The 16669-nt window shown below is 72.9% G+C and carries 18 protein-coding genes and 1 pseudogene; 16 read left to right on the top strand and 3 right to left on the bottom strand.

The window, feature by feature from the left end; translation table 11 throughout:
* Positions 1–9 precede the first annotated feature (9 nt).
* From ACGFZK_RS32405 to ACGFZK_RS32365, 9 genes are all read left to right on the top strand, one after another.
* Positions 10–267, top strand: a complete 258-nt coding sequence (locus ACGFZK_RS32405; RefSeq protein WP_393852418.1) for a holin — start codon at positions 10–12, stop codon at positions 265–267.
* Between the two features lie 33 nt (positions 268–300).
* Positions 301–603, top strand: a complete 303-nt coding sequence (locus ACGFZK_RS32400) for a hypothetical protein (RefSeq protein ID WP_393852417.1) — start codon at positions 301–303, stop codon at positions 601–603.
* Positions 604–777: 174 nt separating this feature from the next.
* Complete coding sequence (locus ACGFZK_RS32395; protein WP_393852416.1) at positions 778–1095, top strand: hypothetical protein; 318 nt, start codon at positions 778–780, stop codon at positions 1093–1095.
* 10 nt (positions 1096–1105) lie between these two features.
* Complete coding sequence (locus ACGFZK_RS32390) at positions 1106–2413, top strand: hypothetical protein (RefSeq protein WP_393852415.1); 1308 nt, start codon at positions 1106–1108, stop codon at positions 2411–2413.
* Between the two features lie 91 nt (positions 2414–2504).
* Positions 2505–3689 (top strand): helix-turn-helix domain-containing protein, encoded by a 1185-nt coding sequence (locus tag ACGFZK_RS32385; protein ID WP_393852414.1) that lies wholly within the window; start codon positions 2505–2507, stop codon positions 3687–3689.
* A 257-nt stretch (positions 3690–3946) separates the two neighbouring features.
* On the top strand, positions 3947–4177 hold the full coding sequence (locus ACGFZK_RS32380; RefSeq protein ID WP_393852413.1) for a hypothetical protein: 231 nt from the start codon (positions 3947–3949) through the stop codon (positions 4175–4177).
* Complete coding sequence (locus ACGFZK_RS32375; RefSeq protein WP_393852412.1) at positions 4174–4329, top strand: hypothetical protein; 156 nt, start codon at positions 4174–4176, stop codon at positions 4327–4329. Before ACGFZK_RS32380 ends, ACGFZK_RS32375 begins: the two co-directional genes overlap by 4 nt.
* 63 nt (positions 4330–4392) lie before the next feature.
* Positions 4393–4953 carry a hypothetical protein gene (locus tag ACGFZK_RS32370; RefSeq protein WP_393852411.1) on the top strand — a complete coding sequence of 187 codons (561 nt, stop codon included), beginning with the start codon at positions 4393–4395 and terminating at the stop codon, positions 4951–4953.
* A 23-nt stretch (positions 4954–4976) separates the two neighbouring features.
* Complete coding sequence (locus tag ACGFZK_RS32365; protein ID WP_393852410.1) at positions 4977–5207, top strand: hypothetical protein; 231 nt, start codon at positions 4977–4979, stop codon at positions 5205–5207.
* A gap of 162 nt (positions 5208–5369) precedes the next feature.
* Here the strand turns inward: ACGFZK_RS32365 and ACGFZK_RS32360 are convergent, their stop codons facing one another.
* Positions 5370–5609, bottom strand: coding sequence for a helix-turn-helix domain-containing protein (locus ACGFZK_RS32360; RefSeq protein WP_393852409.1), 240 nt, complete (start codon positions 5607–5609; stop codon positions 5370–5372).
* Positions 5610–6421: 812 nt separating this feature from the next.
* Here ACGFZK_RS32360 and ACGFZK_RS32355 point away from each other — a divergent pair.
* Positions 6422–7699: a phosphoribosyltransferase family protein gene (locus tag ACGFZK_RS32355; RefSeq protein WP_393852408.1), complete on the top strand. Its 1278-nt coding sequence runs from the start codon at positions 6422–6424 to the stop codon at positions 7697–7699.
* Between the two features lie 91 nt (positions 7700–7790).
* A complete protein-coding gene (locus ACGFZK_RS32350; RefSeq protein WP_393852407.1) occupies positions 7791–8909 on the top strand; it encodes a sulfite oxidase in 1119 nt (372 codons plus the stop codon).
* 37 nt (positions 8910–8946) lie between these two features.
* Here the strand turns inward: ACGFZK_RS32350 and ACGFZK_RS32345 are convergent, their stop codons facing one another.
* Entirely contained in the window at positions 8947–9429 is a 483-nt protein-coding gene (locus tag ACGFZK_RS32345; RefSeq protein WP_393852506.1) for a phospholipase, read from the bottom strand.
* Positions 9430–9644: 215 nt separating this feature from the next.
* Here ACGFZK_RS32345 and ACGFZK_RS32340 point away from each other — a divergent pair, with 215 nt between their 5' ends.
* A complete protein-coding gene (locus ACGFZK_RS32340; RefSeq protein ID WP_393852406.1) occupies positions 9645–10160 on the top strand; it encodes a hypothetical protein in 516 nt (171 codons plus the stop codon).
* Positions 10161–10245: 85 nt separating this feature from the next.
* Here ACGFZK_RS32340 and ACGFZK_RS32335 read toward each other — a convergent pair.
* Positions 10246–11015: pseudogene (locus tag ACGFZK_RS32335) on the bottom strand (alpha/beta fold hydrolase).
* A 116-nt stretch (positions 11016–11131) separates the two neighbouring features.
* Here ACGFZK_RS32335 and ACGFZK_RS32330 point away from each other — a divergent pair.
* From ACGFZK_RS32330 to ACGFZK_RS32315, 4 genes are all read left to right on the top strand, one after another.
* The gene (locus ACGFZK_RS32330; protein WP_393852405.1) at positions 11132–11566 is read left to right on the top strand and encodes a GNAT family N-acetyltransferase; all 435 of its coding nucleotides are present in this window, start codon (positions 11132–11134) and stop codon (positions 11564–11566) included.
* A 276-nt stretch (positions 11567–11842) separates the two neighbouring features.
* Positions 11843–13549 (top strand): serine/threonine-protein kinase, encoded by a 1707-nt coding sequence (locus ACGFZK_RS32325; protein ID WP_393852404.1) that lies wholly within the window; start codon positions 11843–11845, stop codon positions 13547–13549.
* A gap of 121 nt (positions 13550–13670) precedes the next feature.
* On the top strand, positions 13671–15005 hold the full coding sequence (locus ACGFZK_RS32320; protein ID WP_393852403.1) for a S8 family peptidase: 1335 nt from the start codon (positions 13671–13673) through the stop codon (positions 15003–15005).
* 224 nt (positions 15006–15229) lie between these two features.
* Positions 15230–16513, top strand: a complete 1284-nt coding sequence (locus ACGFZK_RS32315) for a hypothetical protein (protein ID WP_393852402.1) — start codon at positions 15230–15232, stop codon at positions 16511–16513.
* Positions 16514–16669 lie beyond the last annotated feature (156 nt).

Here is a 16669-nt window from a genome sequence, read left to right as displayed (position 1 = left end):
GATACCCACATGTTCACTCGCGCCTTCTGGAAGTCCACCGCCGAGCGGTCCGTCCGCACCTTCGCCCAGGCCGTCATCGCCACCCTCAGCGCCGACCAGCTCGGCCTCCTCGACGTCGACTGGGGCCAGGCCGCATCCATCGGCGGCCTCGCCTCCGTCCTGGCGATCCTCACCGCCATAGCCACCTCCGGCGGCACCGAGGGCCCCGGCATCACCGAGACCGTCCGGCATCCCGCCGACAGCCCGGCTGGCCCGTTCGGAGTCTGATCGTTGCCCGTACAACCGCAGGAGGTACCGGCCGTGGACATCTTCGGCTTCACCCCGACCGACCTCGGCGCGGCCGGCCTCCTCGTCCTGGTCGTGCTCCTCATCCTCACCGGCCGCCTCGTCCCACGATCGACGCTGGTGGACATGCGCGAGGAGCGCGACACCTGGCGGGCCGCCCACGGGGAGTCGGAGAAGGCGCGCCAGGCCGAGCGAGAGCAGACCACCGAACTCCTCGAGCTGTCCCGAACGGCGGGCCACCTGCTCGGCTCGCTGCCCCGCGCCAAGGAGGTGTCCGATGCTCCGATGGCTGAAGCGCACGATGGGCTGCAGGGGTAGCACGAGCGCCGGGCAGAGGGCCGCGAGCGGTGCCCTGTACCGCGCGCAGTGCGCCCGCCAGGCAGCGGAGGCGAGGCGGCCCGAGGTCGACGCTGCAGCGCAGGTACTGCGCACCGCCCGAGAACAGAACCACTTCGCAGAGCGCATCGCGCTGGCGTGGAGAGGAGGCACTCCATGATGCAGTTGACCCCGGACCAGTGGGTGAACATGATCGCGTCGGGTGTCGCGGCTGCCGCATGTGCCGGTTTCGCTCTCGTCTACCACCTGCGCGCCCCATGGTGGCGCAGTGACGTCGGCCGGAACCTGATGTTGCTGGCCGGGGCGCTCGGCGGCCTGTGCCTGTACACCGTGCTGATCATCATGTGGCCCGAGGGCTGCCCTGCCACCATCCTCCGCGGCATGCGGACCGCGATGGTCCTGGCGATCGCCGGTCTGATGGTCCAGCGGACCCGCATGGTCATCCGCGCCCAGCGCACCACCACGAGCAGGTAGGAGGCTGGGCATGCCCACCACCCGTACCGTCACCGGCCTCGTCGGCAGCCCGATCATCGGGGCGCCGTCGGGGATCCGGCGGGTTGTCCTCGCCCCCTACCCGGCGCGCTGGACCGACACCGAGGGGGACGAGATCCTCGCCTCGGCCGGCGAGGAGCAGACCCTCACCAACGGCGCCTGGTCCGCCGAGCTCGTCACCACCGACGACCAGACCATCGAGCCCGCCACCGGCAAGCTGTGGCGGTACGAGGAGTACCACCAGGGCGTCATCGTCAGGGTGTTCCACTTCCTGCTGCCGCTCGGCAACGGGACCGCGGTGCCCATCACCGACCTGATCCAGGCCGACCCGGGGGCGGTCGGCTACCTGCGCGGCCCCGAGGGCCCGAAGGGAGACCCCGGCGAGGTCGGACCACAGCCCCCGCTGGGCGCCGCTGGCGCGGGCGCGAACATCGCGCTGCGCTCCAACGACCCGACCACCACCAACGCCCGCACCCCGACCGCGCACGCGGCGAGTCACGGCTCGGGCGGCACGGACCCTGTCACCCCGGCAGCGATCGGCGCCGAGACACCGGACGCAGCGCAGACCAAAGCCAACGCCGCGCAGGCCGCCGCCGAGGCCACTGCTGCAGGAGCTCTCTCGGCGCACGCCGCGGACACCACGGCCGTGCACGGCATCACGGACACGAGCGCGCTCGAGACATCGGCCGGCGCCGCTGGGAAGGTGACGGCCCACGCGGCCGCCAGCGACCCGCACGGTGACCGCGCCTGGGCCACCGGGCAGTTCTACCCGCTCGCCTCCGGCAACGCCCTCAACGGGTATATCGACGACGCGCTGTTGCGCATCGCGGACCTCGAGACTCGGATGACCAACTCGGAGGCCGAGACCCGCACCGCGGTGAAGACCGCCGACGAGCCGATCACCAACAACACGCTGCAGGACGACGACCACCTGGCCCTGTCCGTCGTGGCGAACGGCTGGTACGAGGTCGCCCTGTATCTCGATGTGGAGGGCGACCCCGCCGCCGACCTCACCATGGGCTGGACAGTCCCCGCCGGCGCCGCCCTGTCCTGGACGGAGAACGGGGTCAGCGCGGGCAACACGAACAACATCGGCTCGGTCAAGCTCCAGCGCAACGACGCTGCCATCGCCTCGGGCGTCGGCATCATCGCGGCCGGATCGGCCGTCCTCCCACGCGGCGTACTCCGCGTCGCAGCCACCGCCGGGACGCTACAGTTCCGCTGGGCACAGACATCCACGAACGCCAGCCCAACCATCCTCAAGGCCGGGTCGATGCTCAAGCTGACCCGCATCGCGTAGCGCACAGCGCCCCCTCTCGCCGTCGGGCGGGAGGGGGCGATTTCTGCGTGTCCAGCTATCGTTCAGGTGTCGAGTCTGAACGGGAGCCAGTATGCACTCTCTACCGCACGACCACACCGGCGCACGCATCAAGCGCCTCCGCCTCGAACGCCACCTCACCCAAAGAGCCCTGTCCGACCTGTCCCAGGTCCCCTACGGCACGCTCACCAAGATCGAGCAAGGCGTCACCGCTGCCACCCCGTACGTCATCGCCGCGCTGGCCCGCGCCATGCGCGTCGAGGTCGCCACGGTCACCGGCCAGCCCTACACGACCGAGCTGCGAGCCGACCAGCTGGACATACTGATCAGGCCGATCCGCCAGGCCCTCGACGTCTACGACCTCGGCGCCGACCCGGACATCAGCCCGCGCGCCGGCCAGCTCCTCGCCGACGACGCGGAGACCCTCCTCATCGCGGTCCGCGCGGGCGAGATCAAGCAAGTCGCGGCCCAACTGCCGGGCCTGCTGCTGGAGGCGACCACAGCCGCGCACGCCGCGCCGGGTCGGGAGCGCTGGCTGCTGCTGGCGAGCCTGTACCGCACGGCCTACGACGTCGCCTCCAAGCTGGGCTACTACGACCTGGCCACTCTGTCCTTGGCCCGCATGGACTGGGCGGCCGAGCGCGGCTCAGACGCGGTGTTCGGCGGCATGTACCGCTACATGCGGGCCCTCACCTACCTCCGCGACGGCGAGTACCGGACGGGCGAGCGTCTCGTCCGGCTCGGGCTGTCCACACTCGGCCAGGCGGAGCCGTCCCGGGAGCGGGAGGTCGTCACCGGCCAGCTCCACCTCGGCGCCGCGGTTATGGCCGGCCGGTCGAAGGACCGCAGCCGCGCGGACGGGCACCTCGACGAGGCGGAGCGGATCGCAGCGGGAACCGGCGAGGCGGTCGAGACGCACTGGCTGGCGTTCGGGCCGACGAACGTGGCCGTGCACCGGGTCAGCGTGCTAGCCGAGCTGGACGAGTACGGGCAGGCCGCACAGACCGGCCGCGGGGTGAACATCCCGAAGGACTGGCCGAAGTCCAGGAGGAGCCACCACTACGCCGAGCTGGCACGGGCGCAGATGTGGACGGGCGACCTCGATGGCTCGTTCCAGAACCTGTTGCGGGCGCGGAAGACGGCGCCGCAGCAGGCCCGCTATCACCAGACGGTGCGGGAGACGTACGCCGGGCTGGAGGCGGCTCGCCGCCAACTCCCGGACTCCTTCCTGTCGTACGGCTCCTGGCTAGGCGTCTGACGCTCCGCGAACCCTTGGCCCCGACTATCCGAAACCTCGGATAGTTGGGGCCTTGTCGTGCTCCCACACTCGTCTCACCACCCGCTGACGACGGTAGGGAGCCCCGACATGACTGACGAACCCTGGTGTGAGTGGCACGACGGGCCGGGCACCGCCTTGAAGGTTGTGTCGGGCCCCTCGAACTCCGGCCCGGGCACACTCGTTCTCGCGTGTGGGTCGTGTCGGGAGCAGCACGGCCTCACGCCTGTGGAGCGGGCATGACCAGCACCCCGGCCGACGCAAACTGCGAGATCCCTCACGCCCTCCTCCGCAAGCCGGTCCGCGACATCGCGTCCGGCACCGAGGGCACGCTCATGGCCGTACGGGTGGAAAACACCGCCGCCGCCCCCAGTTACGAGGACCGGTGGGCGGAGATCGCATACATCCGCCCGCACGGCGGCGGCACCGAGCTGACCACAGCCGTCGCGAACATCGAGGCCGCCCGGTGACGACCGACGAGATCACCTGGCAGCGCGAGAACGTGCAGTCCCCCGAGCCCTGCCGCTGCGGCGCCAAACCCCTGCCGATCGGCGGCCCCGAGGGCGGCGCCGTCGTCCACGCACAGGGCTGCCCTCAGGGCGGCCGCCACGGGATCACCTGATCCTGCCCTGCGCTCCGCCATCAGCCCTCACCGATCCAACACTCCAACTCGAAGGGGACAGCCATGTCCACTCCCGTACCGCCCCCGTGCAGCACCGGCAAGGGAGACAGCCCGACACCGGCCCACACCGGAGGCACCATGACCCTCACCACCCCCCTCACCCGCAGCGCCCGCGCCCTCATCACCGAGACAGACTTCGCGGCCGTCGCCGCGACAGTCGCCAGCAACAACCCCGACATGTCCAGCGCCGACGCCGACCGAATCACCGAGGAGGGCCTCAAGTTCGTCGCAGCCGCAGCCCTGTTCCCCGGCGGCATGCGCCCGTCCCGGGTGGTCGACGAGGGCTGGCACGCACTCATCCTCCACACCCTCGTGTACGCCAAGCTGGCCGCCCAGCTCGGCCGGTTCGTCCACCACCTGCCCGAGCTGCCCGACCCCACCCGGTACACGCCGGGTGCCCTCGACCACACCCTCGAACAGATCCGTGCGGCCGGCTACGAGCCGGACATGGAGCTGTGGACCGGGCCGCTGGAGGGCATCGCGGTCGCGGCGAACTGCCAGCACGACAACCAGTGCGCCGACGGGAACTGTGAGGCGAACTGCCGCGCGGACCACCCCAACTAGACATGCTCGCTAGGCTGACAGCTATGAGCGCGCAGGGACGCCCCGACTACGGACCGTTGATCAACCATCTCCAGGAGCTGCGTCGCAAGGGCGCAGTGCCGCGCCGCAGAGCCGAGATCAGGTCTGGTTGCGGGGCCTGCCGTGGCCTGCAGCGCACGATCCTGGTGGACGGCGCGCATCGAGTCGTCTACAGCCAGCCGTGCCTCGCCTGCCGCGGTGGCGGGGCCAGCGACCGCGAGCACACCTCAGCCTGACGAGCGAGCAACCGCCCCGGCCGGCATCCCCCTGCCGGCCGGGGCTACCTCGGCAAAGGGGTCCGCGGACTCGTTGCGGAATTGGGTCTTCCGTCCAGCCGTGTAATCCGTATGGTTGCACCATGCACATGACGCGGGCCTTACCTGCGGCCCGCCGAGGCCCTACTCCCTGACGAGCGCCGACAGTGGCACGCCGATCGCCTCCGCGATGAGGATCAGCGTGTCGAGGAGCGGGCTGGCCTGCCCCTGCTCGATACGGACGTACGTCGCACGGTCCATGCCGATGCGGAGGGCGACCGCCTCTTGAGTCAGGTTCCTGGCCAGTCGGGCCGCCCGGATTTGCCTGCCGATGTGTTGCCGTCTGGCGATGACGTGGGGCGGGACGGGGGCGGCGCGAGACACCCGTCCAAGCTGTCGTGATCATGGGGTGATGTATGTAGGGTGCACCCTACATTGTGTGATCTTGTGTTTAGGCGGGCATCACCCAGGCTCCCCACAAGCTGCGCGCCGCCCCAAACGGCGCGCAGACCGTGAAGTCGCTTCCTGCGAGGTGCGGCGATCCCGTCCCGATGGCGGGACACGGTTGCAGAGCTGCCCCGGGTGCCGCAATGGCCTCGGGGCAGCGCTGTACGTTGGGGCAGCAGCGAGTCTCCGCCAACCTTCCCGAGACATTGGCCAAGTGCCTTGCATTAATTTGGTGCAACGGATCCTGGGAAAACGCAGGTGAGCACAGCGCTCGGTGCCGTATACCTTCTAAGCACTTGGCCGCAGGTTCGAGTCCTGCCGGGGGCACTCTCTCCGCACCACCCGAAGCCCTCCCTCCGCGGAGGGCTTTCGTGCAGGTCGCAACGGCTGAAGTGGCGCGGCGGACGGGCGGAGTTGGCTGGTTCCGGATGCCTGCCAGCCCGTGTACGGGACGCCGGTTCGGGGCCGGCTCGGAGCCGTACGTGCAGGAGGGCGGGAACGGGCCGGACCGGCCCTCGTCCACGACCCCGTACCGGCCGGCGGACCCGGGCGGCGTGCGCACCCGTGCCGGGTCCGCACGCATCACGTCGTACCCGCCGCCCGCTCCCCGCCGCGTCCTGATCCGTGCCCCGTACCGCATGCCCCGTACCGCATGCCCCGTACCGACTTGCGGGAAGGCCCGGGATGGGGTTGCGTCGAAGGAGGTGGGTACGCGGTTTCCGTCTCCCCTGGGTTGGGGGTGAGCCATCGTGCTATTCACCCATCGCACGGAGGCCGGCGAGCGTCTGGCCGAGGCCCTCCTGCACCTGCGGGGGGAGGATCCCGTCGTACTGGGCCTGCCCCGCGGCGGAGTCCCGGTCGCCTTCCGGGTGGCCCGCGCCCTCGGCGCCCCCCTCGATGTGATCGTCGTGCGCAAGCTCGGCGTCCCCCACCACCGTGAGTTGGGCTTCGGCGCCATCGGCGAGGGCGGCGTACGCGTCATCAGCGAAGACATCGTCCGCAGCAGCCGGGTCCGCCCCGAGGACCTCGCGGCGGTCGAGCACGCCGAGGAGGCGGAGCTCGCCCGGCAGGCCCGCAGGTTCCGGGGGGACCGCCCGCGGGTGGCCCTCGGCGGCCGGACCGTGATCGTCGTGGACGACGGGATCGCGACCGGGGCGACGGCCGCGGCCGCGTGCGAGGTCGTACGGGCGCAGGGCGCGGCGCGGGTGGTGCTGGCGGTTCCGGTGGCCCCGCCGGACGCGGTCGCCCGGCTGGGCTCCGCCGCCGACGAGGTCGTGTGCCTGTCCACCCCGCATGCCTTCCGGGCGGTCGGCGAGTGGTACCAGGACTTCTCCCAGACCCCCGACGAGGAGGTCGTCTTCCTGCTGGCGAGGGCGGCCGCCGACGCCGCCACCCGCTCGCCCGTGCGGACCGCCGCGGTCGAGGTGGACGCCGGCGGCCTTGCCCTGGCCGGGGACCTGGCCCTGCCCGAGGGCGCCGGGGCGGTCGTGATGTTCGCCCACGGCTCCGGCAGCAGCCGCCACAGCCCGCGCAACCGGTCGGTGGCGGCGGAACTCAACCGGGCGGGTCTCGGCACCCTGCTCCTCGACCTGCTCACGCCCGCCGAGGAGGGCGACCGGGCCAACGTCTTCGACATCGAGACCCTGGCGGGACGGCTCGCGGACGCCACCGTCTGGCTGCGCGGCCGCGAGGCACTCCCGGTGGGCTGGTTCGGGGCGAGCACCGGAGCCGGGGCGGCGCTGTGGGCCGCGGCCTCGGACCCGGACGTCTACGCCGTGGTCTCCAGGGGCGGCCGGCCCGACCTGGCCGGGCCGCGGCTCGCCGCCGTACGGGCCCCCACCCTGCTGATCGTGGGCGGCCGGGACACGACGGTGCTCGACCTCAATCGCGCGGCCCTGCGCGAGCTGCGCTGCGAGAAACACCTGGAGATCGTCCCGGGAGCCACCCACCTCTTCGAGGAACCGGGCGCCCTGGACGAGGTGGCCCGCCTGGCCGGCGACTGGTTCACCCGGCACCTGGCGCCATAGTGCAAGGGAGCGCGGCGGCGCCGTGACACGAGGGCGCGGTGGCGCGGCTGCGCGGTGGCGCGGCTGCGCCGGTACGCGCGACCATGGGGAGATGGAGCAGGCGTCGGTGCAGGATGTCAGCGCCCCGGGCCGTATCGCGTCGCCCGGTGAGGACATCAGCCCGGAGGAATTGGCGCTCGCGGCCCGCAACCACGGACTTCCGCTGGAAGCGCTGCGCTACGAGGTCACACCGCCCGGACTGCACTACGTCCTGGTCCACTACGACATCCCCGCCACCGACGCGGCCGGGTGGAGTCTCGCCGTCGACGGCCTGGTCCGTACGCCGCTGGCCCTGGACCTGGCCGCCCTGCGCGGATTCCCCGCGGTCACCCACCGCGTCACGATGGAGTGCGCGGGCAACGGCCGGGCCCGCCTGACGCCCCGGCCGGTGAGCCAGCCGTGGCTGGTCGAGGCGGTGGGCACCGCCGACTGGACGGGCGTCCCGTTGCGTCTCGTACTCGCCGAGGCGGGCGTACGGCCGGGGGCGGTCGAGGCCGTGTTCACCGGCGCCGACCACGGGGTCGAGCGCGGCGTCGAGCAGGACTACCGGCGCAGCCTGCCGGTGGCGGCCGCCACGGGGGACGACCCCGAGGTCTTGATCGCCTACGCCATGAACGGCCGGGACCTGCCGCCACAGCACGGGTGTCCGCTGCGGCTGGTCGTCCCCGGCTGGTACGGCATGGCCCATGTGAAATGGCTGCGCCGGATCACCCTCGTCGACGCGCCGTTCACCGGATTCCAGCAGGCCGTGGCCTACCGGTACCGCAGGTCCGACGATCCGGACGACCCCGGCGAGCCGGTCACCCGGATCGCGCCGCGCGCCCTGATGGTCCCGCCGGGATTCCCCGACTTCATGACGCGCACCCGCGTCGTGCACCCCGGCCCCGTCCGGCTGGAGGGGCGGGCCTGGTCCGGCCACGGGGCCGTCGACCGGGTGGAGGTGAGCGCCGACGGGGGCCGGTCGTGGACCCGGGCCGAGGTCGCGCCGCCGGGGCCGCACCGGTGGGCGTGGCAGGCATGGACCTGCGTCTGGGAAGCCGCACCGGGCCTCCACACGCTGACCGTCCGGGCCACGGACACCGAGGGCGGTACGCAGCCCCTCGAACAGCTGTGGAACCGCGGCGGTTTCGGCAACAACCTGGTCCAGCAGGTCCCGGTCCTGTGCTGCTGAGCAGACCGGGAACAAGACACTCCCCGGACAGGCCGGCCTACGAGATGCCGAGGAGCCGGACCGCTTGGTAGTAGGTCCACGCGGTGCCGTCGCACGAGCTCCTGCGGGTGCCCGAGTACTGCGCGCAGACCCGCTTCAGGTCCGCGTGGAACGCCAGGTCCAGCCGGTCCTTGGCGGCCGGGAACAGCCCTGCCGCGCGGTGGTTCCGGTAGCCGAAGTCGTGGCGTGCGCAGGCCGCCGAGAAGGGGAAGCCGAAGGGGTTGTCGGGGGACGAGGTGCACTGGTCCGTCGACCAGTCGAAGCCGTACGCGGCCCAGGCCGCCCGGTGCTCGCGCGCCTCGGCCCAGGCGTCGTAGCTGGCGGCACTGGTCTGCGTCCAGCGGCTCAGCACCTGCGGCTTGTCGGCCGGGACCTGGGGTGCGGCCCAGGCCGCCGGGGCGAGGGCGAGGACCGCGGTGGCGGCGGCGGTGGCGAGAGCGGGGGCGAGACGGCGGCGGGGCCGGGGCCGGGGACGGTCCATCGGGCGGGGACGGTTCATGGGGCGGGGATTCCTCGGGGCCTGGGCGGACGGGTCACCTCCGGCCAACTCCCGGACGGGCCCCGCGGTTACTGCGCGTCGACGGAACCGAACCCGACACCCTCCCAGGTATGAGTCCGTATGGGACCTGCGGCTCACTCCCGCTTCGTCCTGAGGAGGGACGCGCGACGGGGGTCCGTCCGCCGAGACTGGAGAGCATGAACCGCCGCCCGCTCGTCATCGCCGCATCCACTGTGGGAGTCCTCGCCACCGCCGCCTTCGCACTGCCCAACCTCCCGCCCAATCCCGTGACCGACACGATCGACAGCAAGGTGCACAAGGAGACGGGCAAGCGCTTCGCGACCGCCGCCGATGCGCCCACGCGCGCGGAGGCCGCGTTCGCCCTGCCGTCCTGGATACCCAAGGACGCCACCGACGTCCGCATACGAGTGCACAAGACGGGCGAGGCCCGCATGATCCGGTTCACCCTCGGCGCGACGCCGCTGGACGGCCCCCAGTGCACCGCGGGCACGCCCAAGCCGCTGGGTGTCCCGGCTCTGCACGCCAAGTGGTGGCCGGGCAGCCTGCGGGCCGAGGCGCGCTCGGAGTGCCGGGACGCCCACCAGTACCAGGTCGCGGTGCGCGGCAAGCGGGTCTACGCCTGGACGGACGGCACTTCGTCCCCCGGGGCCGGGCCCCGGGACGGCGCTCCCGCATCCCGCGCCCACGGCTGACCGCCCGGCGGGCGTAGGGCACTTGTCGGGCGGACGGTCCTCGGCAGCCGGGCGGCGGCCACGGCTCTTGCCGGGGCGCGGGCGGTCAGTCGCGGGTCAGCGCCGCCGCGGTGGCCCGGGCGAAGCCTTCCGGGTTGTCGAGCATGATGTTGTGCCCGCAGTCGGGGACGGACACCACGGCCACGCCCGAGGCCTCCAGGGCTTCGGCGCCCGGGAGCGGCCCGTCCGCCTCCGGCAGCAGGTAGGTGCACGGGATCTTCGACTCCAGCAGCAGCTCACGCATGGTGGGCGTGGTGCCGGCGACCAGGTGGACGGCCGTGCGGTACAGGGCGGTTCGGCCGGCCAGCCGCATGGTGGCCCACCAGTGCGCGCCGACCCGGTCCCGTACCTCGGCCCAGCCCCCGGCCAGGAACTCCTCCTCGGTGTAGGAGGCGATCCCGCTGCTCCCGGGCATGACGGGGACGGGCTGCTGCGGATCCAGATTGGCGTCGACGAGCACCAGCCGGGACACCAGGCGGGGGTGCCGGTCGGCGAGCACGATGGCCACGGCACCGCCCATGCTGTGGGCGATCAGCTCGGCGGCCTCCACACCGGCTTCGGCGAGGGCGGCCGCCAGCGCGTCGGCGTGCGCTTCGAGGGTGTAGCTGAACCCCTCGGGCCGGTCGCTGTGCCCGTGGCCAGCAGGTCGACCAGGAGCGAACGCCGTCCCGCCAGCAGCGGGTGGGTGGCGCTCGCCGCGAAGTAGGCGGGCGAGGTGGCCCCCAGCCCGTGCACGTAGACCCGGGCCGGCTCCTCCCCCGCCAGCTCGACCCAGCGGATCCGGTCGCCCTCCGGCGTGACCACGGCGTTCCTCATGATGTTCCCCCTCAAGTCCTGGTCCGGCCGGGGACGATACCCCTGGCTCCCCGTCAGGAGTGTTCCGGGGTGGCGCACCGCCACGCCGTGCCGGACATCGCCTGACCGCCCGTCATGTGCGCACTATCGTGGCCGCCATGGACATCCGCCGGGCCCGCACCCCCGCCGAGCTCTCCGCCGCCGAATCCCTCTTCGACGGGCCCGCCCGCGAGGAGTGGTCCGAGCGCTTCCTCGCCGCCCCGGGACACGTGATGCTCATCGCCTACGTCGACGGCGTACCCGCCGGGATGGTCTCCGGCATCGAGATGAGCCACCCCGACAAGGGCACCGAGATGTGCCTGTACGAGCTCTCCGTGGACGAGGGGTACCGCCGGCGCGGCATCGGCCGCGACCTGGCCCTGGCCCTCGCCGAGGAAGCGAAGGCGCGCGGCTGTTACGGCATGTGGGTGGGGGTCGACACCGACAACGAGGCCGCTCTGGCCACGTACGCCTCCGCCGGCGCCCGTGACGAGGGCGTCTTCTCGATGCGCGGCTGGCCCCTCACCCCCTAGAGGGGTGTCCTTCCGATCAGGCCGGGCCGCGCTGCCTGGCACGGCACGGCACCTCGCCGCGTTGTCGTAGCGCGGGAGTACGGCCACCTACCAACTGCGATCCTCCGCCTTGCGATGCACCGCAGCAGACAACGCGGGCCGACCCACGAAGACCGCCCGGACAGGGCCTGGCCGGGACCGTTCCCGGACCGCCTCCCCGGCAATCTCCCGGCCTTACCCGCCGCTTAGGGTTGTCGTGATCAGCTCATCGGTTGATCAGGGGATGGGGGAAAGCCGATGCAGCACAGCGCGACCGAGGTGTTCGAGCCGCTCCATGCGGACGATCCGTCCACCGTGGCCGGTTACCGCATCGCGGCCCGGCTCGGCGCGGGCGGCATGGGCCGGGTCTATCTGTCGCACACCCCGGGAGGACGGCCGGTGGCGATCAAGGTCGTCCGTCCGGAGCTGGCCGAGGACCCGGCGTTCCGGCGGCGGTTCCGCCGCGAGGTGGAGGCCGCCCGGCGCGTCCGGGGCGCGTACACCGCCGAGCTGATCGACGCCGACGCCGACGGAACGCCGCCCTGGCTGGCCACCCTGTACGTGCCCGGGCCCTCGCTGTCGCAGGCCGTGTCCCGGCGCGGACCGCTGCCCGTGCCCGCCGTGCTGTGGCTGATGGCGGGCGTGGCCGAGGCCCTGCAGGCCATCCACGGTGCCGGCATCGTGCACCGGGACATGAAGCCGTCGAACGTGCTGCTGGCCGCCGACGGGCCCCGCGTCATCGACTTCGGCATCTCACTGGCGTCCGACACCACCGCGCACACGGCCACCGGCAACACCATCGGCACGCCCCAGTACATGTCCCCCGAGCAGGCGTCGGCGGGCGAGGTCACGGCAGCCGCCGACGTGTTCGCGCTGGGCCAGACGGCGGCGTTCGCCGCACTGGGCGAGCCGCTGTACGGCACCGGGCCCTCCGCGACCGTGCTGTACCGGATCGTGCACTCCGAGCCCGACCTGTCCCGGCTGCCGCAGGAGCTGCGTCCGCTGCTCGCCCGCTGCCTGGCCACCGAGCCGCAGGAGCGGGCCACCCCGGCGGAGATCGTGGCGTGGTGCCGGCAGCAACTGGGCGAGGACTCCGACGCGGACGGCGGCCCGGCCCTCTGGCGGGAGGTGACGGGGCCGGAGGTGACGGTCCCGGAGCCGGAGCCGGAGCCGGAGCCGGAGCCGGTATCGGAGGGGCCCGCCCTGTTGCCCGCTCCGGGTTCCCCCTGGACTCCCGGCCGGACCCCCGCCTCGGCACCCGCCCGGGCACCCCTGTCCGCGGACACGATGCGTCAGGCATGGCAGCCCCCGCAGAAGCCGGCGCCGGAGACACCCGGGCAACGGCGCAAGCGCCGGCGGCGCAACGCGCTGGTCACCGTCCTGTCGCTGCTGACGGTGGCTCTGATGGTGGGCTCGGCGGCCGCGGTCATCGACAGGATGGCGGACGGCGTGCGCAACCGGGCGAAGGCCGAGCAGTCCCCGGCGGCCGCGGGAACCCCCACGGGTCCGGCGGCCCGCTCGGCGAGCGGCAACCCCACCCCGGGAACCGTCACCCCCACGCCGAGCCCGACCCCGGCCGGGCCGCCGAAGCCCATGGCCTACGCCGCTCTGAGCCTGGACGAAACGAACTCGGTCGGCGTCCAGGAACCGGCCCAGCGCGCGACCCGCACAGGCGACGTCCGCCTGGACTGCGAACGGATCGGCTGCGAACTGCGCAGCGACACCAGTGTGATCACCATGCTGCGGGGCAAGCCGAACGGCTCCCTCGAGTCCTGCCAGACCGCCCTCAAGCGCGTCACCGACAGACGTCAGACACTGGTCACGGCGGCGGCCGGCAGCGAGTTCTGCGTCAAGCACCCGTCGGGGGACATCGCCCTGCTCGTGCTCACGCTGAAGTCGACTCCGGGGATGTCGGACGCGGAAAGCTTCCTGCTGCTGGACATGACGGTCTGGCGCGCGGCCTGACGCAGGGCGCCGTCGCGCGGGCCCCGGCAAAGGCCCGGATACGCTCGCGCGGCGGCGTGTCGTGCGCCCACTCGGCGCACCCTCCGCGCGCCCGCGCCGCCGCTCGCCGAGCATCGGCCGCATGACCGCATTCGCCGTGCTCCTCCCCGCCGCCGCCCTGCTCGCGGCGGCCACCACTGCCACCACCGCCACGGCGGGCCCCGCCCCGGCTCCCCGCTCCGACACCGCCCCCTACGTCGTCGTTCTCAAGGACACCACCACCCGCGCCCCGACCCGCGCCCTGGCCGCCGAGGCCGTGGACGCCGGCGACGAGGTCGGGGCCGTCTACGAGGCCGCCCTGAACGGCTTCGCCGTCCGCACCACGGCCGCCCGGGCCGCCGCCCTGGCCGCCGACCCCCGGGTGGCATCCGTGGAACCGGACGCCGAGTTCCACACCACCGACACCCCCGGCACCATCGACACCCCCGACACCCCTGGCACCATCGACACCACCGACACCCCTGGCACCACCGACACCCCCGGCACCACCGACACCCCCGGCACCATCGACACCCCCGGCGCCCCCGACACCCCCGGCACCATCGACACCCCCGAAGCGCTGATGCAGCCGCAGGCGCCCGCGCCCTGGTCCCTGGACCGGATCGACCAGCGCCAACTCCCCCTCGACGGCTCGTACACGTACCCCACCAGGGCCGAGGGCGTCACCGTCTACGTCGTCGACACCGGCATCAACACCGGGCACGTGGAGTTCGGCGGCCGCGCCCGCGCCGGTTACAACGCGGTGTTCCTCGGCAGCTCCCGCGACTGCAACGGCCACGGCACGCACGTCGCGGCGACCGTGGGCGGACGGACGTACGGGGTCGCCAAGGGGGTCTCGCTCGTCGGCGTGAAGGTGGCCGACTGCCGTGGTTCCGCAGCCCTGTCGGCCATGCTCAAAGGGCTCGACTGGGTGGTGAAGGACGCCGCCAGGGCCCCGGCCACCCCGGCCGTGGCCAACATGAGCATCGGCGGCACCCGCAGCTACGCCCTCGACGCGGCGGTGATGCGGGGCGTCGCCTCCGGGATCACCTTCACCGTGGCCGCCGGGAACGACGGCAGGAACGCCTGCTCCGGATCACCGGCCTCCGTCCCCCAGGCCATCACGGTCGGCGCGACCGACGCCGAGGACCGGCGTGCCCGGTTCTCCAACCACGGCCCCTGCGTCGACCTCTCGGCGCCGGGCGTCGGCATCACCTCGGCCTGGAAGGACTCCCCCACCGCCACGGCCCGCGCCTCCGGCACCTCGATGGCCGCCCCGCACGTGGCCGGGGTCGCCGCGCTCGTCCTGGCGCGCGGTACGGCCCGCACCCCGGCGCAGGTGTCCCGGGAGCTGCTGCGCAACGCCGTACCCGACCGGATCACCGGACTGCCGGCCGGCACCCGGAACCTGCTGCTCCACACCCCTACCGCCCGCTAGCCGGACCGCACGTCAGCCACCCCGACCAGTCGGTATCCGATGGGCCATCAGACTCTCTCTGATGGCCCATCAATTTGTGGGTGCTTCGGGCGAAAGCAAGTCATTGACTTCTCATCACGGCGACGCGTCAATATCGGCCACCGCACCGGCTCGGCCTCCCCCACACAGCGGGTGGGGGGAGGGGTTCGTCATGACGAAGGAGTCGCGACCCAGTGAGTACGAGAATGCTCAGACGAAGAGTGCTGGCCGGGGCGGGAGCCCTGTCTCTGGCCCTGACGGGCGGCGTGGTGGCCCTGACGGGTTCCGCGCAGGCCGCGACCAAGACCACGGCCGTCTTCGAGAACTGCGACGCCCCGGCGCCGCAGGCGGACGGCTCGGGCAACCAGAACTACACGGTCACCCTGCCCGACGGAGCCAAGGCCGGCGACGTCGTCCCGATCACGATCGACCCGGGCGCGAGCCCGCTGATCCCCGCGTTCTCCGTCACCACGGTGAACACCTCCAAGATCACCCTCAAGGTCGGGACCACCACCCAGGTGGTCACCAGCCCGCCGGAGACCGTCTCCGTCGTGGCCGGGCAGCCGCTCGACCCCAAGGCGTTCTCCGGGACGATCAGGATTCCGGACGGCAGTGAGGGGACCACGGTCCAGGTCGCCCTCGACCTGGCGGTGACCGACGCGGACCTGTCCGGTTCGGTCTTCACCACCACCTGTACCCCGGCGCCGCGCCCGAGCGCCTCGCTCGGCTCGGTCGCGGTCGAGGCCCTCCCCCAGGACCCGGTCACCACGAAGCTGACGCCCAACAGCGGCCCGGCGGGCACCGCCGTCACCGTGACCGGCGCCAACTTCCCGGCCGGCGCCGTCGCCTGCTCCGCCCTGCTCGGGGGCGTGGCGACCGGTGACACCGGGGCGGGCACGGCGGGTGCCTCCGGCGCGGCCACCTGCAACCTCACGGTCACCAAGAAGGCCGACGCGATCCGGATCGACGGTTCGATCACCCCGTACAAGGCCTTCGTGTTCCTGGAGGAGCAGGCCGGTGTGAAGAACCCGGTCGACGTCGAGGTCCTGCCCGGACCGCTGGCCCTCGGCCCGAAGGACGGCCAGCCGGCCGTCAGCTTCGGCGCGGTCACCATCAACGGCAAGGCCCAGTCGGTGGTCGGCGTCTTCAACGCCGCGACCGTCCAGGACTTCCGCGGCGGCTCCCTGGGCTGGGACGTGACGGCGACGCGCACGCCGTTCCTGAACCAGGCCACCGGCCACTCGATGGCGAAGGCGCAGATCGGCATCCAGCCGTCCTGCACCGTGACCAACCCGGACAGCCCGAGCACCTGCACCGCGGGCACCCCCGGCGCGATCTCCGACGTCCCGATGAAGGTGGCCTCCCAGGCCGCCGGCGGGGAGGAGCTGACCGGTGGTGAGTTCGCCGTCGGCGGCGCCGGAATGATCCAGCTCCCGCCCTTCATGTTCGCGGACACCTACCAGACGGTCGTGACCTTCTCGATCGCCTGACCCGTACGGCCCGCTCGACCCAGGGTGGTGGGGGGGGGGGGGGGGGGGGCCCCCCCCCCCCCCCCCCCCCCCCCCCCCCGCCCCCCCCCCCGCCCCCCCCCCCCCCCCCCCCCCCCCCCCCCCCCCCCCCCCCCCCCCCCCCACCCCCCCCCACCC

The organism is Streptomyces sp. NPDC048257, from assembly GCF_043201855.1.
Classification (GTDB): Bacteria; Actinomycetota; Actinomycetes; order Streptomycetales; family Streptomycetaceae; genus Streptomyces.
This window is presented reverse-complemented; position numbering and strand designations above follow the sequence as displayed.